This window comes from Isoptericola sp. Y581, assembly GCF_059445475.1.
The window spans coordinates 252,535-276,771 of record NZ_JCAIUK010000005.1 but is presented as its reverse complement, the minus strand read 5'-3'; the positions used below and the strand labels follow the sequence as shown (position 1 = coordinate 276,771).

The following is a 24,237-nucleotide window of genomic DNA, read 5'->3' as shown; positions in this document are numbered from 1 at the left end:
TGCTCCTGGAGGTCCCGGCCCGCCTCAGGCGGCGTCGGACAGGTCGAGGATCACCGGCACGTGGTCGCTCGCGCCCTTGCCCTTGCGCTCGTCGCGATCGATCGCCACGCCGGTCACGCGACGCCGCACCGCGGGCGAGGCGTACGCGAAGTCGATCCGCAGGCCCTTGTTCCGGGGAAAGGCGAGCTGCTGGTAGTCCCAGTACGTGTAGGTGTGCTCGGCCGGCAGATGCTCGCGCGTCACCTCGGTGTATCCCGCGTCGGCGAAGGCGGCGAACGCCTCCCGCTCGGCGGGGGTGACGTGGGTGTGTCCGGCGAATGCGGCCGGGTCGTAGACGTCCGTGTCGAGCGGGATGACGTTCCAGTCGCCCACGAGAGCGACCTGGGCGTCGGGGTCGGCGGCGAGCCAGCCGCACGCGTCCTCGCGCAGCGTGTCGAGCCACGCGAGCTTGTAGGCGTAGTGCGGGTCGCCGATCGCGCGGCCGTGCGGCACGTACAGCGACCAGACGCGCACGCCGCCGCACGTGGCACCCAGGGCGCGCGCCTCCACGGGCGGCGGGACGTCGAGCAGGGTGGCCGGCACCTCGTCGGGTGTCGCGTCGGGCGCCTCCGCCGGCGCATCGTCGTCCTTGCTCGCGGGGGAGCGCGGCGCCGCGGGCTTGGCGAAGCCGGGCTGCCCGGGGAACGACGTCTCGACGTCGGCGATCCCGACCCGGGATGCGATCGCGACGCCGTTCCATGCCGAGTGCCCGACGTGCGCCACCTCGTACCCCGCGGCCTCGAACGCCGCGATGGGGAACTGCTCGTCGCGGCACTTGGTCTCCTGGATCGCGAGCACGTCCGTGCCGGAGCGTTCCAGGAAAGCGATCACGCGGTCGAGGCGGGCACGGATGGAGTTCACGTTCCAGGTGGCGAGGCGCACGGGCGCCAGGCTACCGGCGGACCGCGGGGGAGCGGGCGGGCCTGTGGATCACTCCCAGGTCGCGGTGTCCGGGTCGACGCCGTGCGCGCGGGCGTTCGCGTCGATCACGTCGCGCAGCCACGCGGTCAGGCCGGGCCGGCGCGAGTCGTGGTTGGCGGCGAAGTCCGGGTCGGCGGCGTACATATGCCCGATGACCACGTGCATGGCGGGCGTGACGTCGAAGTACGCGCCGAGCGACGCACGGTGCCGCTCGGCCGACGCGTCGGCCTCGACTGTGCCCGGCCGCACGCCGCGTCCCATGGCGTCGGCGAGCGCCACGAGCACGGCCTCGGCCTCCGCGCCGACCTCCTGCCATTCCTCCGGGCTGCGCTCGGCCGCTCGTTCCGCGAACTGGGCCCACTGGGCGGTGTCGCCCCAGCGCTCGCGCGCGCCGGCCGCCCACGAGGGCTGCCAATGGTCGCCGAACAGCGTGACCTGCTCCTCGGGAGACAGCAGGACGCCGCGCTCGCGCGCCTCGACCAGCCGGTCGAGGGCGCCGGCCGCCCGCTCCAGGCGGCGCAGGCGCTCGCGCACCAGGTCGCGCTGTCGGCGCAGGGACGCGTCCGCACCCTCGGGCGCGTCGAGCAGCGCGGCGATCTCGTCGAGCGGCACGTCGAGGTCGCGGTACACGACCACGCGGTGCACCCGCGTCAGGTCGGACGCCGTGTACAGCCGGTACCCGGCGGCCGTACGCGCGGACGGGTGGACCAGGCCCACCGCGTCCCAGTGGTGCAGCGCGCGGACGGTGACGCCCGCGGCGCGGGCCGCGACGCCGACGGTGAGGCCGTCGGCGCGGGAACGCTGGTGCGTCGGTCGGGGCGTCATGCCCTCAGTCTCCCCGGCCTCGTCCCCGCGCTCCCGGCCGGCGACGCTTGCCCGCCGCACCGGCCCGTGACGGCGGTGCCCGGCGGGCGTAATGTCGATCGGCGAGGGGGCAGCGCCATCTCCCGACCCGGTACGCGGACGTCATCGGACGCGCCGGGCCCGACCCACAGTTGTGCAACGACGCGCCCATGGGAGGGGTCCCCATGCGTACCCCACGCCGCATCACCGCCATCGTCCTGTCCACGCTCCTCGCGACCACCGCGGCGTCCGCAGCCGTCGCGACCTCACCACGGCCCGGCCCCGGGCACGCCGACCCGGCGCTGCTGGCGTCCGACCTGTCCGGCGGCGGCGGCAGCGCCGTCGGCCCCGACGGCGCCCTCTACGTCACGGAACCGCAGTCGGGGGAGGTCTCCCGGATCGACCGCCGCACCGGTCAGGTCACGACGTTCGCGTCCGGCCTGCCCGAGCAGGTCGAGGGGACGCCGGGCGGTGCGCTCGACGTCGCCTTCCTCGGCCGCACCGCGTACGTCCTCGTGACCCTCGCCGCCGACCCGGACGTCTCCGGCCTCTACCGGGTCGGCCGGTCCGGGTCCGTCACCCCCGTCGCGGACATCGGCGCCTGGTCCGTCGAGCACCCGCCCGAGACCGACTTCTTCGTGCCGACCGGCGTGCAGTTCGGCCTCGAGACGTACCGCGGCGCCTTCCTGGTCACCGACGGCCACCTCAACCGGGTGCTGCGCGTGTCGCCGCGCGGCTCGATCACGGAGGTCCTCACCCTCGGCAACGTCGTCCCCACAGGGCTCGAGACCGTCGGCCGCACCGTACTGGTCGCCCAGGCCGGCCCGGTGCCGCACCTCCCCGCGGACGGGAAGGTCGTGGCGTTCCGGCCCGGGCGCGCCGGCGTGCAGGAGGTCGCCTCCGGCGGCCGGCTGCTCGTCGACGTCGAGAAGGGCCGCAGCGGGCTGTACGCGCTCGCGCAGGGCGTGTTCACGCCGACCAACCCCGAGGGGTCGCCCGCGGACCCGAACACGGGCCAGCTCATGAAGGTCGGGCGGGGCGGCGCCCTGCGCGTCGTCGCGTCCGGCCTGGACCAGCCGACGTCCGTCGAGATCGTCCGCGACACGGCGTACGTCGTCACGCTCACCGGGGAGGTGTGGACGGTCCCCCTGGGGCATGGGCATGGGCACGGGCACGGCGGGGGTCACTGACCCCGGGTCACGCCTCCGGGGCCCCGAAGCCCAGGTCGTCGCGCACGGTCTGGGCCTCCGGGCTGGCGGGGTCCCAGGGGCGGGCGGCGGTCATGACCACCCGGGTGCGCTCGGGGGTCACGACCTCCAGGTCGAGGGTGCCCCACGGCTGTAGCCGCGGGCCGGTGGACGAGCCGGGGGCGACGCGCTCGCAGGCGGCCGCGATCTCGTCGATCTCGCCCTGCACGCAGGAGAAGCTCAGGCTCAGCGGCCCCGGCTCGGCGGCGGGCGCGGCGGGCACGAGCAGCACGTCCTGGAACGCCCAGCGACGCAGGTGCACCACGGTGCCCGGCGCGGCGAAGAACTCGAAGAAGCCTAGGCCGTTCACCCAGAAGTCGGTCGACGCCTCGAGGTCGTCCGTGGGGACGTTGGCGAACATGGGCATGCCGTAGATGCCGCGGAACTGTTCGGGCGGCTGCACACCGGCACCGGGCAGCGGCACCGGGCTGATGCTGAACGCGGGGAAGGTGTTGTCGGTCATGCGGCCAGCGTGCAGCCTCACGCCGCGTCAGGGTCAAGTGTCCCTGCCGGGCCGTCTAGGCTGCCCCCATGGGAACCGCGCTCGTCACCGGCGCCACCGCCGGCCTCGGCCTGGAGTTCGTCTGGCAGCTCGCCACCGCGCGGCATGACGTCGTGCTCGTGGCCCGCGACCGCGACCGGCTCGAACAGCTCGCCACGCAGGTGCGCGCCGCCGCGGGGGTGCGCGTGGAGGTGCTCTCGGCCGACCTGTCCGTGCCCGAGGACCTGGACCGCGTCGCCGCCCGGCTCGCCGTCACCGGCGCGGAGGATGGCGACGACCGGCGCCCGGTGGGCCTGCTCGTCAACAACGCCGGGTTCGCGACGGCGCAGCGGTTCGTGGGCGGCGACCTCGCGGTCGAGCTGTCGGCCCTCGACGTCATGGTCCGCGCCGTGCTGGTGCTCTCCCACGCCGCTGCCGGGCAGATGACCTCCCGCGGCCGCGGCGCGATCCTCAACGTGGCGTCCGTCGCCGCGCTCACGGCCGGCGGCACCTACGCGGCGGCCAAGGCGTATGTGCGGTCGTTCACCGAGGGGCTCGCGGTGGAGCTCAAGGGCACCGGCGTCACCGCGACCGTGCTGTGCCCCGGCTTCGTGCACACCGAGTTCCACGACCGGGCCGGCGTCGACATGACGTCCTTGCCCGAGATCGGCTGGCTCGAGGCGCCGGCGGTGGTCTCCGAGGCCCTGGCCGACGTGCGCCGGGGGGTCGTCATCTCCACGCCCTCCGTCCGGTACAAGGCGGCCTCGGCGCTGCTGCGCCTCGCGCCCCGGGCCGTCGTGCGCGCGGTCGGCAAGTACCGCTGACCCCTCCCGCTGACCGCCGCTGACCCCCGCCGACCCCCCGCTGACCGCCGCTGATTCCGTGGTGCCCGGCCCCGTACCCTGGTGCCCGTGACCACCGCCGACTTCTCCCCGACCCCCCGCGAGCAGCTGCGTGACCTCATCACCGAGCTCGCCGTCGTGCACGGCAAGGTGACGCTGTCGTCCGGTAAGGAGGCCGACTACTACGTCGACCTGCGCCGCATCACGCTGCACCATCGCGCTGCCCCGCTCGTCGGCCACGTGCTGCTCGACCACCTCGAGGAGGTCGGCCTCGGCACCGCGGAGATCGACGCCGTCGGCGGCCTGACGCTCGGCGCCGACCCCATCGCGGACGCGCTGCTGCACGCCGCCGCGTCGCGCGGGCAGGACCTCGACGCGTTCGTCGTCCGCAAGGCCGCGAAGGCGCACGGCATGCAGCGCCAGATCGAGGGCCCCGAGGTCGCCGGCCGCAAGGTGGTCGTCCTCGAGGACACGACGACGACCGGCGGCTCCCCGATCCAGGCCATCGAGGCGCTGCGCGCCGCTGGCGCCGAGGTGCTGGGCTGCGCCACCATCGTCGACCGCGCCACCGGAGCCGGCGAGAAGATCGAGGCGCTCGGTGTCCCCTACCACTACCTCTACGACCTGGCGGACCTCGGCCTCGTCTGAGCGAGCGAGTCCTGCGGCGTCAGCGCCGTCGGCGCCCCAGGAGGAAACCGGTACCCAGCCCGACGAGCAGCGCGCCGACGCCGATCATCGCCGGCGGGAGCCAGTAGTTCGGGATCCTCGGCGCGAACGTGGTGTCCGACAACGGGGCGTAGGCGAACCAGCCGAACGAGAAGTCCCAGGTCAGGGCCTGCCACGTGCCCACGGCGGCCAGCAGCGCACCGACGACGACCGCCGCGACCGGGAGCACCACGGATCGACGGTCGTGGGCCGTCGGGTCCTCGTCCGGGCCCGGTGCGGTGGTGTCAGACACGGTCGATCAGGTCGGCGATCGAGTCCACCACGTGCGACGGGCGGAACGGGTAGGTGTCGACCTCGTCCGCGGTGGTGGAGCCGGTCATGACGAGGAAGGTCTCCAGCCCGGCCTCGATGCCCGCGACGACGTCGGTGTCCATGCGGTCGCCGATCATCGCCGTGGTCTCCGAGTGGGCGTCGATCCGGTTGAGCGCGGAGCGGAACATCATGGGGTTCGGCTTGCCGACGTAGTAGGGCGAGCGCCCCGTCGCGGCCTGGATCATCGCCGCGACGGCGCCGGTCGCGGGCAGCGGCCCCTCCGCCGACGGGCCGGTGGTATCCGGGTTGGTGGCGATGAACCGAGCGCCGTCGCGCACGAGGCGGATCGCCTTGGTGATCGCCGTGAACGAGTAGGTGCGGGTCTCGCCCAGCACCACGTAGTCCGGGTTCGACTCGGTGAGCGTGTAGCCCCCCTCGTACAGGGCGGTGGTGAGGCCCGCCTCGCCGATCACGTACGCCGACCCGTTCGGGATCTGGTCGGTGAGGAACTGCGCCGTGGCGAGCGCCGACGTCCAGATGGCCTGCTCCGGCACCTCGATGCCGGACGCCTTGAGCCGGGCCCGCAGGTCGCGCGGCGTGAAGATCGAGTTGTTCGTGAGGACGAGGAACGGGCGCTCCGCCTCGCGCAGCGCCCGGACGAACTCCGCCGCCCCGGGGATGGCCCTCCCCTCGTGCACGAGCACGCCGTCCATGTCGCTCAGCCAGGAGTCGATCCTTCGTTCACTCACAGCCGCCACCCTAGTGCGCGGGCCGCCGCCGTGCGTGGGCCAGGATGGTGCGTATGACGACGGGCGGGGACGACGGGCGGGAGGTCGGCGTCGGCCCATGGCCTGGCGGCCCGGACGCGTGGCCGCGTCTGCCCGGCGGCGCCCCCGACCCGCGCTACGACCCCGAGCTCCTCGCGCACGGCGACCGGCGCAACGTCGTCGACCGGTACCGGTACTGGTCGGTCGAGGCTGTCGCCGCCGACCTGGACGCCCGCCGCCCGCCCGACCGCACCCTGCACGTCGCCATCGAGAACTGGGCGCACGACCTCAATATCGGCTCCGTGGTGCGCACCGCCAACGCGTTCAACGCCGCCGGGGTGCACGTGGTCGGCCGCCGGCGGTGGAACCGGCGCGGCGCCATGGTCACCGACCGCTACCTGCACACCCACCACCACCCGGACGCGGCGGCGCTCGCGGCATGGGCGGCCGCCGAAGGCCTCCCCGTGCTCGGCGTCGACAACGTGCCCGGCTCGGTGCCGCTGGAGGGATACGCGCTGCCCGCGCGCTGCGTCCTGCTCTTCGGGCAGGAGTCCACGGGCCTGACCCCCGAGGCGCAGGCGGCGTGCGTCGACGTCGTGCACATCACCCAGCACGGGTCCACGCGCTCCCTCAACGCGGGTGCCGCGGGCGCGATCGCGATGCAGGTCTGGGCGTCGCGGTGGCTCTCTCCGGCGGCCCCCTCGACGGCGTCGCCGTCTCACGGACCCGACGGCATGTGACTCTCCCGACCGGGCGTGAGAAAATCAGGCTGCATGCGGGCAGCTCGGTGTCCGGTCGCGACGTCGCAGCCCGATGCATCCCCGTACGCCCCGTCATTGGAGTACCGCAGATGCCTATCGCAACCCCCGAGGTCTACGCCGAGATGATCGACCGGGCGAAGGCCGGCAAGTTCGCCTACCCCGCCGTCAACATCACGTCGTCGCAGACCGTCACCGCCGCGCTCCAGGGCTTCGCCGAGGCCGAGTCGGACGGCATCATCCAGGTGTCCGTGGGCGGCGGCGAGTACGCGTCGGGCTCCACGATCAAGGACCGCGTCGTCGGCTCGCTGGCCCTGGCGGCGTACGCCACCGAGGTCGCGAAGAACTACTCGGTGAACATCGCCATCCACACCGACCACTGCGTCAAGAAGAACCTCGACTCCTGGGTGCGCCCGCTGCTCGCCCTCGAGGCCGAGCAGGTCAAGGCGGGCAAGAACCCGACCTTCCAGTCGCACATGTTCGACGGCTCGGACATCCCGCTGGACGAGAACCTTGTCATCGCCGCCGAGCTGCTCGAGCTCTCGCAGGCCGCGCGGACCCTCCTCGAGGTCGAGATCGGCGTCGTGGGCGGCGAGGAGGACGGCCACGAGGCCGCCATCAACGACAAGCTCTACACCACGGCCGAGGACGGCCTGGCCACGATCAGGGCGCTGGGCGCCGGCGAGAAGGGCCGCTACCTGACCGCCCTCACGTTCGGCAACGTGCACGGTGTGTACAAGCCGGGTGCGGTCAAGCTGCGCCCGTCGATCCTCGCGGACATCCAGAAGTCCGTCGGCGACGAGATCGGCAAGGCGAACCCGTTCGACCTCGTGTTCCATGGTGGCTCGGGCTCCACGGCCGAGGAGATCTCCGAGGCCGTCGACAACGGCGTCATCAAGATGAACATCGACACCGACACCCAGTACGCGTTCACGCGCCCGGTCGTCGAGCACATGTTCAAGAACTACGACGGCGTCCTGAAGATCGACGGCGAGGTGGGCAACAAGAAGGCCTACGACCCGCGTGCCTGGGGCAAGCTGGCCGAGGGCGGCATGGCGGCACGCATCGTCGAGGCCGCACAGCAGCTTCGCTCCGCCGGCCACAAGATGTGACCATCACGCCGAGGTAGTTCGAAAATCGCCGAGGTAGTTCACAAGAGGCGGCCCGCACCTCGTGCGGGCCGCCTCTTGTGAACTACCTCGGCGATTTTCGAACTACCTCGGCGTGAGGCACTCGTTATCTCGTTGTCTTGGTCGAGTCGCCCAGGTCGAAGCCCGGGTCGACGTCGACGATCTCGAGCAGCTCACCGATCCGGGTGACCTCGAGGAGGAAGCGCACCGTGGGCGGCGCGCGGAGCACACGCACCCGGTGCGGGCTGCGCGAGGCGAGCCGGGCGAGGAACGCGACGCCCGAGGAGTCCATGAAGGTGACGTGGTGGGCGTCGATCTCGACGGGAAGGCCGGAGCCCTCGGCGTCCGAGATCGCCTCGCCGAGCTCGGCGCCGATGTCGGCGTCGATCTCGCCGGACAGCACGACACGGGCGCGTGACGCGCCGACGATGACGTGCACGCTCGCGGGGTCGCCCAGCTCGGGCATAGCGTCTGCCTCCCACACGTCCGCACGCCGCGGGTCACGTGGGGTCGAGTTCGATCCGTCGTGCACGGTGCTCCTTCCACGCGCGGGGCGTTCACCTCAAGTCTCGGCGGACACCAATCTACGGTTGAATGACCAGCAAGAACACCAACCAGAGCGGGGAATCTCGGCAGTGGAGGCATTATGACCGATTCATCCGGTCCTGTGCCGCCCCTCCCTGGGGGATTTCTCGATGCGGCGCTCTCGAGCGCCATCATCCCAGCCTTCGTCACCGGAATGTGGGACGACGGCATGCCGGTGCTGTGGGTCAACGCCGCGTTCGGCCGGGAGACTGGCATCGGGGTGTCCGACCTCGCCGTCCTGGGCAAGCACCCGCTGCTGGAGCTCGTCGACGACGATGTGGAGCGGGAAGGCAGCCAGGACGACCTGCGCGCGGGCCGCCCAACCACCCGGATGGTGCGCGGCCGCCACCCCGCCGGGGGCGTCACGTGGTGGCAGGTGACGATGTCCCCGGTGCCCGACGACGACGGCGAGGTGCGCCGCTGGTTCGGCACCGCGACCGACGTCTCGACGCACGTGGAGCGGCAGGCCGCGCAGCTCGCCTCCCTCGAGGTCGAGCGCCGGGAGCGCGCCGACCTCGACCTCATCGCCCAGACGACCGAGCTGCTCGGCGACCTGGAGTACCCGTACGCCCTTCGCGACATCGCCGACCTGCTGCGCGCCCTCGTGCCGTGGGCCGGGTTCTACGTCAACGACGACGGCCTCCTCTTCGCCGGCGGCGTCGACGTCGCCTCGCCTCCGAGCGGCCGCGGCCGGCGGCACGCCCGCTACGTGCCCGACGCCCCTGAGGCAGACGTCCAGGACGAGCCCCACGAGCTGGTGCGGGACCAGGTGCAGGACCTCCTCGAGGGCGTCGTCGAGGGACCCGTCCTCCTGCGGCTCGACGCCCGCTTCCCCGCGCACTCGGCCTCCGGGTGGCTGCGCCGCGACCTGTTGCGCCGCGTGGTCGAGGAGACCGGGGCGCTCCCGCGGGCCATCGTCGTGCACGCCGTCGCCGGGCGCCGTCGCGTGCTGGGACTGCTCGCCACCTGGCACGGCGTCGGCGTGGCGGCCGACGGCACAGTCACCGAGGAGTCTTGGGCCAACCCGTCCGAGCCGCACCACGTGCACACCGTGATCGAGGTCGTGGCGCGCCGCGCCGGCACCGCGATCGACAACGCGCGCCTGTACGCGCGCGAGCACCGGCTCGCCGAGGCGCTGCAGCGCGCGATGCTGCCCGAGCAGGCAGACGTCTCCGGGCTGGACGTGTGGACCTACTACGCCCCGAACGCCGAGCACGCCCAGGTGGGCGGCGACTGGTACGACGTCATGCAGATCAGCGACGACACCGTCGGCCTCGTCGTCGGGGACGTCGTCGGGCACGACGTCGAGGCGGCCGCGGCCATGGGGCAGCTCCGGTCGGTGGTGCGGTCGTACGCGTTCGAGCTGGCGACGCCAGGGATCGTCGTGGACCGGGTGGACCAGCTGGTGACCGGGATGCGGATCCCGCGCTCCGCGTCGATGGTGTACGCGACCCTGCGGCACCAGCAGGACAGCGACGCCTGGACCGTGCAGTACACCAGGGCCGGCCACCTGCCGCCCCTGCTGCTGCGCGACGGGAAGGTCACCCAGCTCTCCGGCGGGGCCGGGTCGCTCATCGGCTTCGGCACCCGACCGCGGACCACGGGGCAGGTCGAGCTGCGCCGCGGGGACGTGATGCTCTTCTACACCGACGGCCTCATCGAGCGCCGGGACCGGTCGCTCAAGGTCGGTCTGGACGCCCTCATCGAGACGTCCGGCCGGATCACGGCGCGGGACGCCGCCGGGGTGGGGGAGGAGCTGCTCTCCCGACTCGCCGACGCGCCCGAGGACGACGTGGCGCTCGTCGTGGTCCGCGTGCCCGACCCGATCGCCGACTCCCAGATCCAGCCGCTGAGCCCGCGGTCGCGGCGCTGGCTGCTGCCCAGCGAACCGGCATCGATCGGGCGGGCCCGGCACGCCGTCCTGCGCACCTGCCAGGCCTGGGGGCTGCCCGAGTCCGCCTCCGCCGAGCTCGTCGTCTCCGAGCTGGTCGCCAACGGGGTGCTGCACGGCTGGGGCAACATCGCGCTGCGGCTCTTCGACACCGGCGACGGGCTCCGCATCGAGGTGGAGGACTCCAACCCCGCACCGCCCGTCACCACCGACGGCCACCCCAACCGCGTCGGCGGGTTCGGGATGCAGATCGTGGAGCGGCTGGCCGACTGGGGGTGGCGGCCCGCCGGCTCCGGCAAGCTCGTCTGGGCCAAGCTGCGCGCGGACGCCGCGGCGCCCTAGTAGCCGCCCGTCCCGTCGGTCGAGTGCCGCTCGTCCTCGTCGGACGAGCCTGTCGAGACCACGGATCGGATTTCGACAGGCTCAACCAGCGGGTTCGACCCTTCGACGAGCTCGGGACGACGCGAGCTCAACCAGCGAGCGCGCGGACCTCCTCGGCGGAGGTGCCGGAGTCGCGGAGGAACTGCTCGCAGCGGTCGGCCTCGGCGTCCTCGCCGATCTGGCGGGCGGCCGTGGCCAGGGCGGCGAGGGCGCGCAGGAAGCCCTGGTTGGGCACGTGGTCGGCGGGGATCGGGCCCTGGCCGCGCCAGCCGGCGCGGCGCAGCGCGTCGAGGCCACGGTGGTAGCCGGTACGGGCGTACGCGTAGGCCGCGACCGAGCGGGCGGCGCTCGGCCCCGCGTCCGTGCCGGCGAGGATGCGCTCCGCCAGCACGGCCCATGCCAGGGACGACGTCGGGTGGTCGGCGGCGAGCCGGGCCGGGTCCTCGCCGGTGTCGAGGCCCTCGCGCACCTGGGGATCGTCGTCGGGCAGGCGGGTGGTCGGCGGTCCGCCGAGCAGGTCGTCCAGGGGGGAGGTCATGGCACTCATTCTGGACCGGATCCCGGCAGCGCGGTGTCCCTTGGCTCCTCGCGCGTCGCGCGGGGCCCGGCGCGGGTACGCTCGGCATCATGATCGAGATCGCGACGTCTTCGACGACGACGACGCTCGTGGTCGCAGGGGACCTCGACCTCGCCGAGCGCGACCAGTTCCCGGAGATCGCCACCCGGGTGGTGGGACTGCGCCGGCAGCTGCTGGTGATCGACATGTGCCGGGTCACGTTCATGGACTCCACGGGCGCGGCGTTCCTCATCTCCCTCGCCGACGCGGGTCGTAAGCGCGGCGGCGCCACCGTGCTGCGCGGCGCGGACGAGCGCGACCTGTTCGTGCTCGAGGTGTGCGGCGCCCTCGACCTGTTCCGCATCGACCGCGACCACCGGTGCGAGTCCGCACCCGCACCGCCCGCGCCGGCGTCGCACCGGCCCGGCTGAGGTCGCGCCACCGCTGGTTGAGCCTGTCGAAACCCCGCCGAGGGGTTTCGACAGGCTCAACCAGCATCCGGACCACGGCCGGGTAAACTCGGGCGCGGCCCGGCCGAGGACGGCCCGCTGACGGGTGACATGCCGGGCCTCGTCGATGCGAGGAGATTTCATGCCAGCCGTGGTGCTCGTCGGTGCCCAGTGGGGCGATGAGGGCAAGGGGAAGGCCACGGACCTGCTCGGGTCCCGGGTCGACTACGTCGTGAAGTTCAACGGCGGCAACAACGCGGGCCATACCGTCGTCATCGGCGACGAGAAGTACGCCCTCCACCTGCTGCCCTCGGGCATCCTGTCGCCCGGCGTCGTGCCGGTGATCGGCAACGGCGTCGTCGTGGACATCGACGTGCTGTTCGAGGAGCTCGACGACCTCATCGAGCGGGGTGTGGACGTCTCCAGGCTCCTGGTCTCGAGCCAGGCGCACGTCATCGCCGGGTACCACCGCACGCTCGACAAGATCACCGAGCGCTTCCTCGGCAAGCGCCGCATCGGCACCACCGGGCGCGGCATCGGCCCCGCGTATGCCGACAAGATCAACCGGGTCGGCATCCGCATCGCCGACCTGTTCGACCCCAAGATCCTGCGGGAGAAGGTCGAGGGCTCCCTCGACCAGAAGAACCACCTGCTGGTCAAGGTCTACAACCGGCGCGGGGTCGACATCGACGAGACCGTCGACGAGCTGCTCGCCCACGCCGAGCGGCTGCAGCCGATGGTCGCCAACACGCCGCTGGTGCTCAACGAGGCGCTCGACGCCGGCAAGAACGTCCTCTTCGAGGCCGGCCAGGCGACGATGCTCGACATCGACCACGGCACGTACCCGTTCGTCACGTCATCGAGCGCGACGGCCGGCGGCGCGGTGACCGGCTCCGGCATCGGGCCCACGCGGATCGACTCCGTCATCGGCGTCATCAAGGCCTATACGACGCGCGTGGGCGAGGGCCCGTTCCCGACCGAGCTGTTCGACGAGATGGGCGAGTACCTGCTCAAGACCGGCGGCGAGTACGGCGTCACCACCGGCCGCGCCCGGCGGTGCGGCTGGTACGACTCCGTCATCGCGCGGTACGCGTCGCGCATCAACGGGCTGACGGACCTGGTGGTCACCAAGCTGGACGTGCTGACCGGCCTGGAGAAGGTCCCGGTGTGTGTGGCCTACGACGTGGACGGCACGCGGTACGACGAGATGCCCGACGACCAGTCGGCGTTCCACCACGCGACCCCGATCTACGAGGAACTGCCCGGGTGGTGGGAAGACATCTCCACCGCCCGGACCATCGAGGACCTGCCGAAGAACGCGCAGGCCTACCTCGAGCGGCTCGAGGAGCTCTCCGGCTGCCGCATCTCCGCGGTGGGCGTGGGCCCGCGCCGCGACGAGATCATCCCGGTGCACGACCTGATCCACGCGCGCTGACGTGGGCGCCCCCGAGCAGGTCATGACCGCCCTCGCGCCGCAGGGGACGCTGCGCGCGGTGATCAACCTGGGCAACCCCGTGCTGGCGCAGGGCACGCCGCAGGCACCGTCGGGCGTCACGGTCGACCTGGCACGCGAGCTGGCGCGCCGACTCGACGTGCCCGTCCACCTGGACTGCGTCGACGCGGCGCGGCTGTCGTTCGCGGCCGTTGCGGAGGGCCGGGTCGACGTCGGCTTCCTCGCCGTCGAGCCCGAGCGGGCCACCCAGGTCGCGTTCACCGACCCGTACGTGCTGATCGAGGGTGTCTTCGCCGTGCCCGAAGGCTCGCCCGTACGCATCGCCGACGACGTCGACCGGCCCGGCGTGCGCGTCGGCGTCAAGGAGGGCTCGGCGTACGACCTGTTCCTCACACGCACCCTGCAGCACGCGGAGGTGGTGCGGGGGGCCGACGGTGTGGAGGTCTTCGCGCGCGAAGGGCTTGAGGTCGCGGCGGGGATCCGGCAGCCGCTGACCCGCTACGTGGCCGAGCGTCCGGGACTGCGCCTCGTCGAGCCGCGGTTCACCGAGATCCGGCAGGCCGTCGCCACCGGGCGCGACCGCGACCCGGCCGGCGTGGCGTGGCTGCGCGACGTCGTCGCCGGGCTGACGGCGGACGGGTTCGTCACGGATTCACTGGCCCGCTCCGGCCAGGACGCCACCGTCGCGACGCCGAGATAGAGAACCTCCACCCGCGAGATAGAGAACCTCCACCCGCGAGATAGAGAACCTCCGCCCGCGAGATAGAGAGCGCGGAACGATGTTTCCGCGCTCTCTATCTCGCGGCTCCCGCCTCTCTATCTCGCGGGCGGAGGTTCTCTATCTCGGCGGTTAGCATGGCTGCCCGTGAAGATCCTCGTCGTCGGGACCGGTGCCCGCGAGCACGCCATCGTCCACGCCCTCGCGTTCGAGGCCGCCGACGGCGCCCCCGGATCGGCCGCGGAGCCGGCGCACGAGCTGCACGCCGCCCCCGGGAACCCGGGCATGGCCGCGCAGGCCACACTGCACCCGGTGGACGCGAACGAAGGCCGCGCCGTCGCCGCGCTGGCGCGGTCGCTCGGCGTCGACCTGGTCGTCGTCGGGCCCGAGGCGCCGCTCGTGGCCGGGGTCGCGGACGCCGTCCGCGAGGCCGGGGTGCCGTGCTTCGGCCCGTCGGCCGAGGCAGCGCAGCTGGAGGGGTCGAAGGCGTTCGCGAAGGACGTCATGGCCGCCGCGAACGTGCCGACCGCGATGGCGCACGTGTGCACGACTGTGGAGCAGGTGGCAGACGCGCTCGACGCGTTCGGTGCGCCCCACGTCGTCAAGGACGACGGGCTCGCCGCGGGCAAGGGCGTCGTCGTGACGTCCGACCGCGCCGCCGCCCTCGAACACGCCCGCGAGGCGCTCCGGGCCCGCGGGGAGGGCGGCCGGGTGGTCGTCGAGGAGTACCTCGACGGCCCCGAGGTGTCGGTCTTCTGCCTGTGCGACGGCACGAGCGTGGTGCCGATGGTGCCGTCGCAGGACTTCAAGCGCGTGGGCGACGACGACGCCGGCCCGAACACCGGCGGCATGGGCGCCTACACGCCGCTGGACTGGGCGCCGTCGGGCCTGGTGGCCGAGGTGATCGACCGCATCGCGCAGCCCACCGTCGACGAGATGGCCCGCCGCGGCACGCCGTTTTCCGGCGTCCTGTACGTGGGGCTCGCGCTGACCGGCCGCGGCACCCGGGTGGTGGAGTTCAACGCCCGCTTCGGCGACCCCGAGATCCAGGCCGTGCTGGCGCGGCTGCGCACCCCGCTTTCGGGCGTGCTGCTCGCGTCCGCCACGGGCCGGCTCGACGGCATCGAGCCGCTGCGCTGGTCGGACGACGCGGTGGTCAACGTGGTCGTCGCCTCCCAGGGTTACCCGGAGTCGCCGCGCAAGGGCGACGCCATCACCGGGATCGACGACGCCGGGTCGGTCGACGGCGTGCACGTGCTGCATGCGGGTACGGCGCTGGCCGACGACGGCACGCTGGTGTCCGCGGGCGGCCGAGTGCTCTCCGTGGTCGGACGCGGGGCGGACCTCGCCGCCGCGCGGGCCGCGTCGTACGCGGGGGTTGCGAAGATCGCCCTGGACGGGTCGCACCACCGCAGCGACATCGCGCTGAAGGCCGAGCGCGGCGGGGTCGCCGTCCCCTGAGCGTGTCGTGCGGCCCGTACCGATCGAGCGAGCGCGACGCCCGTCACCTGGCGTGGCTATGCGACGAGCTGGGTGACACCCTCCGACGCGGTGTCGTCCTCCACACGGGGAGGCTCACCTGCCAGCTCGGAGAGCGCATCTGGGCGATGCCGATCGCGTCGATCTGGCGTGGATGAGATCGTCGTGATCAGAGAGTCTCGATCCCGGTCGGGATGACCGTCACCCCGTTCAACGCGTCGTCCTCCGACACCGCCGGAGCAGGAGGTGCGCCGTTTCCCGCCGCCAAGGGGTGGAAGACTGGGCGCCGTGACTGAGACGCGCGACGCCGACCAGCCCGACGCCTTCGCCGGGGGACCGCTCGACCTGCCGGGGTGGCGGCACGTCTATTCCGGCAAGGTCCGCGACCTGTACGAGCCGGACCTGCCCGCCATGGGCGGGGTGCACCCGCTGGGCGACGTCGTGCTCGTCGTCGCCTCGGACCGGATCTCCGCCTACGACCACCTGCTGGCGCCTGGCATCCCGGACAAGGGCGTGGTGCTGACGCAGCTCAGCCTGTGGTGGTTCGAGCAGCTCGCCGACGTCGTGGACAACCACGTGGTGTCCACCGAGGCGAGCGCCGAGCCGGGCGACGGGCTGGTGCCCGATGTCGTCGCCGGGCGCGCGATGATCTGCCGCCGCCTCGAGATGTTCCCCGTCGAGTGCGTGGCCCGCGGCTACCTGACCGGCTCCGCGCTCGCGGAGTACCGCGCGTCGGGAGAGGTCACGGGCATCCCGCTGCCGGACGGACTCGTCGACGGCTCGCGCCTGCCGGCGCCGATCTTCACGCCGGCAACCAAGGCCGAGGTGGGCGAGCACGACGAGAACGTGCCGTTCGAGGAGGTCGCGCGCCGGATCGGGGACGCGGATGCCGCGCGCCTGCGCGACCTCACCCTCGCCGTCTACGCCCGGGCCGAGGAGATCGCGCTCGAGCGCGGCCTCATCCTGGCGGACACCAAGCTGGAGTTCGGCCTCGACCCGGCCACGGGAGCCACCTCCACCCCCGGAGTCTCCTCGCTCCGCTCCGGGGACTCCCGTGGACCCCGGATCCTGCTGGGCGACGAGGTGCTCACCCCCGACTCGTCGCGGTTCTGGCCCGCCGACGGGTGGGAGCCGGGCCGCACCCAGCCGAGCTTCGACAAGCAGTTCGTGCGCGACTGGCTCACCTCGCCGGAGTCGGGCTGGGACCGGTCGGGCGACGCCCCGGCGCCCGCTCTCCCGGCCGACGTCGTCGAGCGCACCCGCGACCGGTACCTCGAGGCGTACGAGCGGCTGACGGGGGCGCCACTGCGCTGAGGCGCCCCCGCGGTGCCGGCACGCGGCTACAGGCCGCTGCCGGCGACGCTGCCCTCGAGCGGTACGCCGTCCGACGTCTCAGCCCAGCAGAGCACCAGCCGGTCCCCGAACCCCCAGGACGCCTCGGTGGGGTACAGGTAGACCATGTCGAGGCTGGACGAGTCGTAGTCCGTGCCCACGTAGTCGGCGAACTGGTCGTAGCAGACGTCGGCGGCGGAGGTCTCGACGGAGTCGGTGCCGGGGAACTCCGCGTCCGTCATGTCGTGCACGCCCACCAGCTCGGCGCCGTGGGCGGTCGCGCAGGTCTGCGTCACGACGTCCTCGAGCTCGGTCACGTCAGCGGGCGGCTCGAAGCAGTCGCCGACGGCCAGGTTCGCGCCGGTCTGCGCCGAGTACGCCTCGTCGTAGCTCTCCTGGAAGCCGTCCTGGAACTCGTCGCTGTTCACCGCCAGCACGACCAGCCCGATGAACAGCAGCCAGGCCACCAGGCCCAGCGCGCCCAGCACGATGCCCGCGATCGCCAGGCCGCGGCCGGAGCGCCCCGTGCGCCGGGTGCGGCGCAGGCCGGCGATACCGAACCCGATCGCGAACGGGCTGAGCCAGAGGATCCCGGTGACCAGTGCGGTGATCGAGAACCCGTCGGTGCCGGGCGCGCCCTGGCCGTAGGGAGGCTGCTGGCCGTAGGGCGCCGGCTGGCCGTAGGGCGCCTGCTGGCCGTAGGGCGCCTGCTGGCCGTAAGGAGCCTGCTGGCCGTAGGGCGATTCCTGGCCGTAGGGCGCCTGCTGGGTGTAGGGCGCAGGGGAGGGAACCGCGGGCGGCGCGGGGGCCGTCGGAGACGGTGTCGCCGGCTCGGCCGACGCCAGGCGGTTCGGGTCGGGGGCGGAGTACGGGTCGGGTGCGCTGTCGCCCGGGGGCGGAGTCGGTGCAGACATACTTCCTCGTCGTCGTGTTGTCGTGTGTGCGCAGGTCAGCGGCCCGGAATGCTCGCGGTGCTGAACGGCGTCCAGAGGCTATCGCGCCGAAGGTAGACTCGTCGCGGAATCCCGCCGTCGTGCTCCCGCTCGCCACGTGCGTGCGTCCCGGTCGGACGTCCCCGTGCCGGGACCCCGGAGCGCCGGCCACCCTGACCGCCCGGTCACGATCCAAGGAGCACCCCGTGGGACGCGTCGTCGTCGAGGTCATGCCCAAGCCCGAGATCCTGGACCCCCAGGGCAAGGCGGTCGTCGGAGCGCTGCCCCGCCTCGGCTTCACGCAGTTCAGCGGGGTGCGCCAGGGCAAGCGGTTCGAGCTCGAGGTCGAGGGCGAGGTGACGGCGGAGGTGCTCGCCGCGGCGCAGCAGGCCGCCGAGACGCTGCTGTCCAACCCGGTCATCGAGGACGTCGTGCGGGTCGCGGACGCGGCCACCGACGCGGCCGGCACCGTCACCGCCGAGGGTGTGGCCTGATGACCGCGGCGACGCCCTCCCCGTCGACCACGCTGGGCGCCGCGCGGATCGGCGTCGTCACCTTCCCCGGCACGCTGGACGACCGCGACGCCTCGCGCGCGGTGCGCCTCGCCGGCGGGGAGCCCGTCTCCCTCTGGCACGCCGACGGCGACCTGCACGGCGTCGACGCGGTGGTGCTGCCCGGCGGGTTCTCCTACGGCGACTACCTGCGCGCCGGCGCGATCTCGCGCTTCGCCCCCGCGATGGACGCCGTCGTCGACGCGGCCAAGGGCGGCATGCCGGTGCTGGGCATCTGCAACGGCTTCCAGGTGCTGACCGAGGCGCACCTGCTGCCCGGCTCGATGGTCAAGAACGACCACCTGCACTTCGTGTGCCGTGAGCAGGTGCTGTCGGTCGAGAACACCGCGACCGCGTGGACCAACCGGTACGAGCGTGGCCAGCACATCACGATCCCGCTGAAGAACCAGGACGGCCAGTTCATGGCCGATGAGCACACCCTCGACGAGCTCGAGGGCGAGGGCCGCGTGGTGTTCCGCTACCTGGGCTGGAACCCGAACGGCTCGCGTCGTGACATCGCCGGCATCAGCAACGCGCGCGGCAACGTGGTCGGCCTGATGCCGCACCCCGAGCACGCCGTCGAGCCCGGGTTCGGCCCGGACGGACAGGGCGGTCCGCGCACCGGCACCGACGGCCTGGGCTTCTTCACGTCCGTCCTGGCGTCGCTCGTCCGGGCATGACCGCCACCACCGCCGTGGCCGCGACCGCCGGTCCCGACGAGCTGGTGATCGAGGCCGTCGACTGGGAGCACCCGGCGGCCGTCGCCCTGCGTGCGGCCCAGGAGGCCGAGATGACGGTGCGGTACGGCGAGGACGACCCGGCGCCGGCGATCGACCCGCGCACCATCGTCGTCGCGCTCGTCGCGCGGCTGGCGGGCGAGCCCGTGGGGACCGCCGCGGTGCGCGACGTCTCCGGCACGGACGACCTCCGGGGGCGCGGCACCACCCACCCCGCGGCCACCGGCGAGGTCAAGCGCGTGTACGTGGACCCGGACGTCCGCGGGCGCGGCGTGGCCCGGCGCCTGATGGCCGAGCTGGAGCGTGCGGCACGCCAGGTCGGATTCCGCCGCTTCGTGCTGGAGACCGGCACGGCGCAGCCCGAGGCGATCGCCCTGTACGAGGCGATCGGCTACGAGCCGATCGAGAAGTTCGGCGACCACGCCGCCTTCGAGCAGCAGCGCTGCTACGGCAAGCGGCTCTGACCGTGTCCGCTGGTTGAGCTTGTCGAAACCCAGCTCCGGGTTTCGACAAGCTCAACCGAGCGGTTTCGACAAGCTCAACCGGCGTTGGCAGCGGACCACGCCGGCAGCTGCTGCAGCGTCCAGGAGTTGCCGTCCGGGTCGTCGAACGTGACGAACCGGCCCCAGGGCTGCTCGTCCACGCCGCGGGCCTCGACGCCGACGTCGCGCAGGTGGGCCAGCGCCTCGTCCGCGTCGGGCACCACCACCTGGATGGTGTCCTGCCGGCCGGGCTCCAAGGTGCCGTCGAGGCCCGTGCCGAACGCGATGGAGCACGCGGAGCCGGGCGGCGTCATCTGCACGAACCGCAGCTCGTCGTTGACCTGCTGGTCGTGGTCGGGATGGAAGCCGACCCGCTCGTAGAACTCCTTGGCGCGGTCCACGTCGCTGACCGGCACGTGGATCAGCTCGATCTTCCAGTCCATGATGCGCTCCTCGTTCCTCGGTGGTTCCTCGGTGGTTCCTCGGTCGTTCTGGGTCCGTCGTCAGGCCTGGCCGAGCAGCGGCCGCACCTCGCGCCCGAGCAGCTCGACGAATCCGGCCAGGTCGGGCTCGTCGGCGGTCGGCTGGATCGCGACCGAGCTCGCCCCGGCGGCGGCGAGGCGCAGGACGGCGTCCGCGATCGCGCGGGCGTCACCGGCGGCGCCGATGCCGCGCCCGGGCTCGGCGCCCCACAGCGGCAGCTCGGCGTCCAGACGCTCCTGCGCGCCCGGCCCGGTGGCCGCGATGAGCGTGGCGTACACGTTCGGAGGGGGCCAACCGGCCTGCTGCGCCGCCGCCCCGGCCGTCTCGGCCGCCGCGCGGACGTCGTCGGGGGTGAGCGCGTTCGCGAGGATCACGCCGTCGCCGAGCTCGCCCGCCAGGGCGAGGGAGCGCGGGCCCACGCCGCCCAGCACGATCGGGACGTCGGGCGCCGGCCACTCCAGGCGGACGCCGTCGAGCTGGACGTAGCGGCCCGACCTCGTCACCTCCTCGCCGGCGAGCAGGCTGTGCAGCGCCTCCGTGTGCTCGCGCAGCAGGGTGAGCGGGGAGTCCACCCGCACGCCCGCCTGGCCCATCCACTCCTGCACGCCGTGCCCCACCGCGGGCACGAATCGGCCGGGGAACAGGCGCGCCACGGTGGCGAGCTCCATCGCGGTGATCGCGGTGCTGCGCAGCGGGGCGGGCATCAGCCCGAGCCCCACGCGGATGCGGTCCGTCCAGGCGAGCGCCGCGCTGGCGGAGGCCAGCCCGCTCTGCTTGAAGCAGTCCTCCCACACCCACAGGTCGTCGAGGCCGGCGGCCTCGACGGACGTGGCGAGGGAGCGCAGGGTCTCCGGGGCCTGGGTCGGGGCGAACGCGACGCCCAGCCGTACAGGAGCTGGCCGGGCGTCCGGGCGAGGGGCAGCGGTGACCGTCATCCCGCCATCGTGCCGTGTGACACCGACACGCGACAGGGGCCTGCCGTGGTCTGTTTGGACCCGTCAGGTGCGCTCGTCGCGCAGGTACGCGAGCTGCGCTGCCACCGACTGCCGCGCCGCGCCCAGCACGGACGGGTCGACGTCGGCGTAGACGCGCACGACGACGGCGTCCGCGCCGGCGTCGGTGCCGAGCTCGCGCAGCGCCGTCTCCACCTGCGCCAGCCGCTCGTGCCGGTGCCGCCGGTATGCGCGCACCGCCTCGCCGAGGTCGTCGAGGGCGGGCCCGTGCGCCGGCAGGCCGGGTCGCCCGTCGCCCACGCGCTCCAGCACGTCGAGGCTGGCGAAGTAGTCGCGCAGCGACCCGTCCGGCGCGGCGATGACCGTGGTGCCGCGACCGAGCACGGTGTCCCCCGTGAGCACCACCGGGTCGTCCGCACCGTCCTTGCCGTCGTCGCTCAGCGTCGTCACGACGAACGACACCGAGTCGGCCGTGTGCCCCGGGGTGGCGAGCACCTCGACCCGCACGCCGCCGGCGTCGATCCGTTCGCCGTCGCGCAGCGGCGCGCCGCCGTGGCAGTGCGCCGGGTCGGCGGCGCGCACGGGTGCGCCGGTGAGCTCGCGCAGCCGCGCCGACCCGGCGGTGTGGTCGGCGTGGCGGTGGGTGATCAGCACCAGCTCGACGGGGCCCTCCGCGGCGAGCGTGGCGAGGTGACGCTCGTCGTCCGGCCCCGGGTCCACCACCACGCACGACGACGAGCCCGGCGCGCGCAGCACGTACGAACGGGTCCCGTCGAGCGTCATCGGGCCGGGGTTGTCCGCGCGGACGACGGTGACGTGGGGAGCGGGGCTCGTCGTCACGACCGGGCGTCGTCCTGCCCGCCGTGAACGTGGTGTCGCGCGGGATACCACGTGTCGCCCACGGGTTCGCCGGCCAGGTTCCAGCTCCACGACTCCGTCGGGTGGACCCGGACGAACCAGCCCGGGCCGGTGATCCCCACGCGCTCGACCGGATCGTCGGCGACGCCGTAGACGCGGATGCCCCGCGCCACGAAGGGGTCGAACGACGGCAGGTCGTCGAAGACGAGTGCCACGCGGCGACGACCGGCCGCGACGTTGCGGACCTTGCGCGTCCGCAGCATGGTCTCGCCGCCGCCGACCCAGAAGTCGGTGCCGTCGAACTCGCAGGCCACCGGGACCACGTCCGGCTGCGCGTCCGGCCCCAGGGTCGCCATCCGTGCCAGCGAAGCCGACCGGAGGTAGGCCGCCTCGTCGTCGTCGAAGCCGGCGTCCACGTCGTCGCCCGTCCGTGACATGCGGGTCATTCTGCCACCGGTGCCTGCGCCGGACCCTAGGCTGGGTCGGTGCGAGCGATCCCACCTGACTTGGACCCCGTGGTCGTCCAGGAGATCGACGCGCGACTCGCGAGCGTCGAAGCGGAGGACGACGTCCGCGTCGCGTGGGCGATCGAGTCCGGCAGCAGAGCCTGGGGCTTCCCTTCGCCGGACAGCGACTACGACTGCCGGTTCGTCTACGTGCGTGCCCCGGGGCAGTACCTGTCGCTCTGGCCCGGGCGGGACGTGATCGAGACGCCGCTCGACGCGGTCTTCGACGTCAACGGGTGGGATCTCGCCAAGGCGGTGCGCCTGCTCGTCAAGGGCAACGTCACCGCCGTCGAGTGGCTGCGCTCGCCGATCGTCTATCGCGGCGACGTGGGCTTCCGCGACCGGCTGCTGGCGCTGGCCGACGAGGTGGTGGACCGCGGGGCGGTCGGACGCCACTACCTCCACGTCGCGCGACAGCAGCGGGTCGCCGGCCCGTCCCTCAAGAAGTTCCTCTACGCCCTGCGCCCGGCGGTCGCGCTGCGCTGGTTGGCGGACCACCCGGGCGCCGTCACGCCGCCGATGGACCTGCCCACGCTGGTCGCTGACAGCTCGGTGCCAGACGACGTCCGTGCCGCCGTCGGCGACGTCGTCGCCGCGAAGGCCGTGACCCGGGAGCTCGGCGCCGGGACGCCGCCCGCCGTGCTCGAGCGGTTCGTCATCGAGGAGCTCGACCGCGCCGCGGCATTCGACGAGCTGCCGTCCACGCGCAGCGCGGACGAGTCGCGGGCCCGCGCCGATGAGGTCTTCCAGGCCGAGGTCGCGGGGATCGCGGTCGGGTCCGCGTAGGCGGCCCCCGCAGTCAGGAGGCGAGAGCGGCGGCGAGCAGCTCGAGGGTCTGGACGCGGCCGGGCGTGGCGTCGAGCGGCTCGGCGGCGTAGGAGCCGGCGACGGGCACCGTCATGACCTCGTCCACGCCGTGCCGGGTGGCGAGGTCGCGCAGCTGCGCCGCGGCCTGGTGCGGCTCGCCGATGATCCAGCGCGAGCGCATGTCCTCGATGATCTGCTGCGCCATGCCGTCCAGCGGGGCGGCGAGCGCCTCCTCGACCGTCTCGGCCCGGCCCATCGGCTTGCCCGTGCGCAGGCGCGCCATCGAGCGCAGCTGGGGGAGCGCGCGCTCGTGGGCCTCGTCGGCGGTGGGGGCGACGACGACGTTCGCGGTGAGGAAGGTCTGCGGCTCCGGGTGGGCGGCGCTGGGCTGGTAGCCGTCGCGGTACAGGGCGAGCACCTGGTCGACGCCCGCGCCGGAGAAGTGGTTCGCGAAGACGTACGGCAGCCCGAGCTCGGCGGCGAGCCGGGCCGAGTAGTCGCTCGACCCGAGCAGCCAGACGGTCGGGGAGTCGTCCGCCGCGGGGGTCGCGTGCACCTCGTAGAGGTTGCCGTCGCCGAGGCGCAGCGACGCGCCGTCGGGGCTCATGAGCGCCAGGATGTCGCGCACGTGCTGCGGGAACCGCTCGACGTCCGACGTCGGGCCGGACTGGCGCAGCAGCGCGGTGACCACCGGGTCGGAGCCGGGCGCGCGGCCGATGCCGAGGTCGACCCGCCCGGGGGCGAGCGCCTCGAGCGCGGCGAACTGCTCGGCGACGACGAGCGGCGCGTGGTTCGGCAGCATGACGCCGCCGGAGCCCACGCGGATCCGCTGCGTGACGGCGGCGGCCGCCGCGATCATCACCGGCGGGGTCGACGCCGCCACGGCGGCCATGTTGTGGTGCTCGGCGAACCAGTACCGCTCGAAGCCCAGCTCGTCCGCGCGGCGCGCCAGCGCCAGCGACGCGGCGAGCGCCTGGGGGCTGCTCTGCCCGGTGCGGACCGGCACGAGGTCGAGGACGGACAGGCGCGGGGATGTGGGCTGCGGTGCGAGGTCGGAGTTCATCGCTCTGGTCAACCC

The 24,237-nt window shown here is 73.4% G+C and carries 28 protein-coding genes; 15 read left to right on the top strand and 13 right to left on the bottom strand.

Features of this window, described 5'->3' with window-relative positions:
• Nucleotides 1-24: 24 nt before the first annotated feature.
• Nucleotides 25-921 (bottom strand): exodeoxyribonuclease III, encoded by an 897-nt coding sequence (locus AC1C2W_RS11760; RefSeq protein WP_495389040.1) that lies wholly within the window; start codon nt 919-921, stop codon nt 25-27.
• 48 nt (nt 922-969) lie between these two features.
• Nucleotides 970-1,785 carry a MerR family transcriptional regulator gene (locus AC1C2W_RS11755; protein ID WP_495389039.1) on the bottom strand — a complete coding sequence of 272 codons (816 nt, stop codon included), beginning with the start codon at nt 1,783-1,785 and terminating at the stop codon, nt 970-972.
• Nucleotides 1,786-1,988: 203 nt separating this feature from the next.
• Between AC1C2W_RS11755 and AC1C2W_RS11750 the strand changes: the two genes are divergently transcribed.
• Nucleotides 1,989-2,993: a ScyD/ScyE family protein gene (locus tag AC1C2W_RS11750; RefSeq protein ID WP_495389038.1), complete on the top strand. Its 1,005-nt coding sequence runs from the start codon at nt 1,989-1,991 to the stop codon at nt 2,991-2,993.
• A 7-nt stretch (nt 2,994-3,000) separates the two neighbouring features.
• On the opposite strand, the gene AC1C2W_RS11745 is transcribed toward AC1C2W_RS11750, so the two are convergent.
• Nucleotides 3,001-3,513, bottom strand: coding sequence for a VOC family protein (locus tag AC1C2W_RS11745; RefSeq protein ID WP_495389037.1), 513 nt, complete (start codon nt 3,511-3,513; stop codon nt 3,001-3,003).
• A gap of 68 nt (nt 3,514-3,581) precedes the next feature.
• On the opposite strand from AC1C2W_RS11745, the gene AC1C2W_RS11740 reads away from it, so the two are divergent.
• Both AC1C2W_RS11740 and pyrE read left to right on the top strand, forming a co-directional pair.
• Nucleotides 3,582-4,355 carry an SDR family NAD(P)-dependent oxidoreductase gene (locus tag AC1C2W_RS11740; protein WP_495389036.1) on the top strand — a complete coding sequence of 258 codons (774 nt, stop codon included), beginning with the start codon at nt 3,582-3,584 and terminating at the stop codon, nt 4,353-4,355.
• 87 nt (nt 4,356-4,442) lie between these two features.
• A complete protein-coding gene (gene pyrE / locus AC1C2W_RS11735; protein ID WP_495389035.1) occupies nt 4,443-5,021 on the top strand; it encodes an orotate phosphoribosyltransferase in 579 nt (192 codons plus the stop codon).
• A gap of 19 nt (nt 5,022-5,040) precedes the next feature.
• Here the strand turns inward: pyrE and AC1C2W_RS11730 are convergent, their stop codons facing one another.
• Both AC1C2W_RS11730 and AC1C2W_RS11725 read right to left on the bottom strand, forming a co-directional pair.
• On the bottom strand, nt 5,041-5,331 hold the full coding sequence (locus tag AC1C2W_RS11730; RefSeq protein ID WP_495389034.1) for a hypothetical protein: 291 nt from the start codon (nt 5,329-5,331) through the stop codon (nt 5,041-5,043).
• Complete coding sequence (locus AC1C2W_RS11725; protein ID WP_495389143.1) at nt 5,324-6,064, bottom strand: HAD-IIA family hydrolase; 741 nt, start codon at nt 6,062-6,064, stop codon at nt 5,324-5,326. The genes AC1C2W_RS11730 and AC1C2W_RS11725 overlap by 8 nt, the downstream gene beginning before the upstream one ends.
• Nucleotides 6,065-6,153: 89 nt before the next feature.
• Between AC1C2W_RS11725 and AC1C2W_RS11720 the strand changes: the two genes are divergently transcribed.
• Together AC1C2W_RS11720 and fbaA are read left to right on the top strand one after the other, a co-directional pair.
• Nucleotides 6,154-6,858 (top strand): TrmH family RNA methyltransferase, encoded by a 705-nt coding sequence (locus tag AC1C2W_RS11720; RefSeq protein WP_495389033.1) that lies wholly within the window; start codon nt 6,154-6,156, stop codon nt 6,856-6,858.
• Between the two features lie 110 nt (nt 6,859-6,968).
• A complete protein-coding gene (fbaA, locus tag AC1C2W_RS11715; RefSeq protein WP_495389032.1) occupies nt 6,969-7,988 on the top strand; it encodes a class II fructose-bisphosphate aldolase in 1,020 nt (339 codons plus the stop codon).
• A 124-nt stretch (nt 7,989-8,112) separates the two neighbouring features.
• Here the strand turns inward: fbaA and AC1C2W_RS11710 are convergent, their stop codons facing one another.
• The gene (locus AC1C2W_RS11710; RefSeq protein WP_495389031.1) at nt 8,113-8,472 is read right to left on the bottom strand and encodes an STAS domain-containing protein; all 360 of its coding nucleotides are present in this window, start codon (nt 8,470-8,472) and stop codon (nt 8,113-8,115) included.
• Between the two features lie 180 nt (nt 8,473-8,652).
• Here AC1C2W_RS11710 and AC1C2W_RS11705 point away from each other — a divergent pair, with 180 nt between their 5' ends.
• Nucleotides 8,653-10,824, top strand: a complete 2,172-nt coding sequence (locus AC1C2W_RS11705; protein ID WP_495389030.1) for an ATP-binding SpoIIE family protein phosphatase — start codon at nt 8,653-8,655, stop codon at nt 10,822-10,824.
• Between the two features lie 127 nt (nt 10,825-10,951).
• Here AC1C2W_RS11705 and AC1C2W_RS11700 read toward each other — a convergent pair whose 3' ends face one another.
• Entirely contained in the window at nt 10,952-11,401 is a 450-nt protein-coding gene (locus tag AC1C2W_RS11700; RefSeq protein WP_495389029.1) for a DUF3151 domain-containing protein, read from the bottom strand.
• A gap of 89 nt (nt 11,402-11,490) precedes the next feature.
• On the opposite strand from AC1C2W_RS11700, the gene AC1C2W_RS11695 reads away from it, so the two are divergent.
• The 5 genes from AC1C2W_RS11695 to AC1C2W_RS11675 all read left to right on the top strand — a co-directional run bounded on the left by AC1C2W_RS11695 (nt 11,491) and on the right by AC1C2W_RS11675 (nt 16,832).
• The gene (locus tag AC1C2W_RS11695) at nt 11,491-11,850 is read left to right on the top strand and encodes an STAS domain-containing protein (protein ID WP_495389028.1); all 360 of its coding nucleotides are present in this window, start codon (nt 11,491-11,493) and stop codon (nt 11,848-11,850) included.
• A 160-nt stretch (nt 11,851-12,010) separates the two neighbouring features.
• Entirely contained in the window at nt 12,011-13,303 is a 1,293-nt protein-coding gene (locus AC1C2W_RS11690) for an adenylosuccinate synthase (protein WP_495389027.1), read from the top strand.
• 1 nt (nt 13,304) lies between these two features.
• Complete coding sequence (locus AC1C2W_RS11685; RefSeq protein WP_495389026.1) at nt 13,305-14,021, top strand: transporter substrate-binding domain-containing protein; 717 nt, start codon at nt 13,305-13,307, stop codon at nt 14,019-14,021.
• Between the two features lie 165 nt (nt 14,022-14,186).
• Nucleotides 14,187-15,500 carry a phosphoribosylamine--glycine ligase gene (gene purD, locus AC1C2W_RS11680; RefSeq protein ID WP_495389025.1) on the top strand — a complete coding sequence of 438 codons (1,314 nt, stop codon included), beginning with the start codon at nt 14,187-14,189 and terminating at the stop codon, nt 15,498-15,500.
• A 306-nt stretch (nt 15,501-15,806) separates the two neighbouring features.
• Nucleotides 15,807-16,832 carry a phosphoribosylaminoimidazolesuccinocarboxamide synthase gene (locus AC1C2W_RS11675; RefSeq protein WP_495413177.1) on the top strand — a complete coding sequence of 342 codons (1,026 nt, stop codon included), beginning with the start codon at nt 15,807-15,809 and terminating at the stop codon, nt 16,830-16,832.
• A 26-nt stretch (nt 16,833-16,858) separates the two neighbouring features.
• On the opposite strand, the gene AC1C2W_RS11670 is transcribed toward AC1C2W_RS11675, so the two are convergent.
• Entirely contained in the window at nt 16,859-17,764 is a 906-nt protein-coding gene (locus AC1C2W_RS11670; protein ID WP_495413176.1) for a DUF4190 domain-containing protein, read from the bottom strand.
• A gap of 224 nt (nt 17,765-17,988) precedes the next feature.
• Between AC1C2W_RS11670 and purS the strand changes: the two genes are divergently transcribed.
• From purS to AC1C2W_RS11655, 3 genes are read left to right on the top strand one after another with little or no spacing between them, the layout of a single operon-like run.
• Nucleotides 17,989-18,276, top strand: a complete 288-nt coding sequence (purS, locus tag AC1C2W_RS11665) for a phosphoribosylformylglycinamidine synthase subunit PurS (RefSeq protein WP_495389022.1) — start codon at nt 17,989-17,991, stop codon at nt 18,274-18,276.
• Nucleotides 18,276-19,013, top strand: coding sequence for a phosphoribosylformylglycinamidine synthase subunit PurQ (purQ, locus tag AC1C2W_RS11660; RefSeq protein ID WP_495389021.1), 738 nt, complete (start codon nt 18,276-18,278; stop codon nt 19,011-19,013). The genes purS and purQ overlap by 1 nt, the downstream gene beginning before the upstream one ends.
• Nucleotides 19,010-19,534: a GNAT family N-acetyltransferase gene (locus AC1C2W_RS11655; RefSeq protein WP_495389020.1), complete on the top strand. Its 525-nt coding sequence runs from the start codon at nt 19,010-19,012 to the stop codon at nt 19,532-19,534. The genes purQ and AC1C2W_RS11655 overlap by 4 nt, the downstream gene beginning before the upstream one ends.
• 74 nt (nt 19,535-19,608) lie before the next feature.
• Here the strand turns inward: AC1C2W_RS11655 and AC1C2W_RS11650 are convergent, their stop codons facing one another.
• The 4 genes from AC1C2W_RS11650 to AC1C2W_RS11635 form a co-directional block, all read right to left on the bottom strand.
• Nucleotides 19,609-19,995: a VOC family protein gene (locus AC1C2W_RS11650; protein WP_495389019.1), complete on the bottom strand. Its 387-nt coding sequence runs from the start codon at nt 19,993-19,995 to the stop codon at nt 19,609-19,611.
• A gap of 60 nt (nt 19,996-20,055) precedes the next feature.
• Complete coding sequence (locus tag AC1C2W_RS11645) at nt 20,056-20,970, bottom strand: LLM class flavin-dependent oxidoreductase (RefSeq protein ID WP_495389018.1); 915 nt, start codon at nt 20,968-20,970, stop codon at nt 20,056-20,058.
• A 63-nt stretch (nt 20,971-21,033) separates the two neighbouring features.
• Nucleotides 21,034-21,771 (bottom strand): MBL fold metallo-hydrolase, encoded by a 738-nt coding sequence (locus tag AC1C2W_RS11640; protein WP_495413215.1) that lies wholly within the window; start codon nt 21,769-21,771, stop codon nt 21,034-21,036.
• 53 nt (nt 21,772-21,824) lie between these two features.
• Nucleotides 21,825-22,283 carry a PPOX class F420-dependent oxidoreductase gene (locus AC1C2W_RS11635; RefSeq protein WP_495413175.1) on the bottom strand — a complete coding sequence of 153 codons (459 nt, stop codon included), beginning with the start codon at nt 22,281-22,283 and terminating at the stop codon, nt 21,825-21,827.
• 48 nt (nt 22,284-22,331) lie between these two features.
• Here AC1C2W_RS11635 and AC1C2W_RS11630 point away from each other — a divergent pair, with 48 nt between their 5' ends.
• A complete protein-coding gene (locus tag AC1C2W_RS11630) occupies nt 22,332-23,138 on the top strand; it encodes a nucleotidyltransferase domain-containing protein (protein ID WP_495413174.1) in 807 nt (268 codons plus the stop codon).
• 13 nt (nt 23,139-23,151) lie between these two features.
• On the opposite strand, the gene AC1C2W_RS11625 is transcribed toward AC1C2W_RS11630, so the two are convergent.
• Nucleotides 23,152-24,222 carry an LLM class flavin-dependent oxidoreductase gene (locus AC1C2W_RS11625; protein ID WP_495413214.1) on the bottom strand — a complete coding sequence of 357 codons (1,071 nt, stop codon included), beginning with the start codon at nt 24,220-24,222 and terminating at the stop codon, nt 23,152-23,154.
• Between the last annotated feature and the right edge of the window lie 15 nt (nt 24,223-24,237).

Coding starts and splice junctions, on each gene's coding strand:
- AC1C2W_RS11755 (WP_495389039.1), bottom strand. CDS start 1,785: ATGACGCCCCGACCGACGCACCAGCGTTCCCGCGCCGACGGCCTCACC.
- AC1C2W_RS11750 (WP_495389038.1), top strand. CDS start 1,989: ATGCGTACCCCACGCCGCATCACCGCCATCGTCCTGTCCACGCTCCTC.
- AC1C2W_RS11745 (WP_495389037.1), bottom strand. CDS start 3,513: ATGACCGACAACACCTTCCCCGCGTTCAGCATCAGCCCGGTGCCGCTG.
- AC1C2W_RS11740 (WP_495389036.1), top strand. CDS start 3,582: ATGGGAACCGCGCTCGTCACCGGCGCCACCGCCGGCCTCGGCCTGGAG.
- AC1C2W_RS11725 (WP_495389143.1), bottom strand. CDS start 6,064: ATGGACGGCGTGCTCGTGCACGAGGGGAGGGCCATCCCCGGGGCGGCG.
- AC1C2W_RS11720 (WP_495389033.1), top strand. CDS start 6,154: ATGACGACGGGCGGGGACGACGGGCGGGAGGTCGGCGTCGGCCCATGG.
- fbaA (WP_495389032.1), top strand. CDS start 6,969: ATGCCTATCGCAACCCCCGAGGTCTACGCCGAGATGATCGACCGGGCG.
- AC1C2W_RS11710 (WP_495389031.1), bottom strand. CDS start 8,472: ATGCCCGAGCTGGGCGACCCCGCGAGCGTGCACGTCATCGTCGGCGCG.
- AC1C2W_RS11705 (WP_495389030.1), top strand. CDS start 8,653: ATGACCGATTCATCCGGTCCTGTGCCGCCCCTCCCTGGGGGATTTCTC.
- AC1C2W_RS11700 (WP_495389029.1), bottom strand. CDS start 11,401: ATGACCTCCCCCCTGGACGACCTGCTCGGCGGACCGCCGACCACCCGC.
- AC1C2W_RS11695 (WP_495389028.1), top strand. CDS start 11,491: ATGATCGAGATCGCGACGTCTTCGACGACGACGACGCTCGTGGTCGCA.
- AC1C2W_RS11690 (WP_495389027.1), top strand. CDS start 12,011: ATGCCAGCCGTGGTGCTCGTCGGTGCCCAGTGGGGCGATGAGGGCAAG.
- AC1C2W_RS11670 (WP_495413176.1), bottom strand. CDS start 17,764: ATGTCTGCACCGACTCCGCCCCCGGGCGACAGCGCACCCGACCCGTAC.
- purQ (WP_495389021.1), top strand. CDS start 18,276: ATGACCGCGGCGACGCCCTCCCCGTCGACCACGCTGGGCGCCGCGCGG.
- AC1C2W_RS11655 (WP_495389020.1), top strand. CDS start 19,010: ATGACCGCCACCACCGCCGTGGCCGCGACCGCCGGTCCCGACGAGCTG.
- AC1C2W_RS11650 (WP_495389019.1), bottom strand. CDS start 19,995: ATGGACTGGAAGATCGAGCTGATCCACGTGCCGGTCAGCGACGTGGAC.
- AC1C2W_RS11645 (WP_495389018.1), bottom strand. CDS start 20,970: ATGACGGTCACCGCTGCCCCTCGCCCGGACGCCCGGCCAGCTCCTGTA.
- AC1C2W_RS11640 (WP_495413215.1), bottom strand. CDS start 21,771: ATGACGCTCGACGGGACCCGTTCGTACGTGCTGCGCGCGCCGGGCTCG.
- AC1C2W_RS11635 (WP_495413175.1), bottom strand. CDS start 22,283: ATGTCACGGACGGGCGACGACGTGGACGCCGGCTTCGACGACGACGAG.
- AC1C2W_RS11625 (WP_495413214.1), bottom strand. CDS start 24,222: ATGAACTCCGACCTCGCACCGCAGCCCACATCCCCGCGCCTGTCCGTC.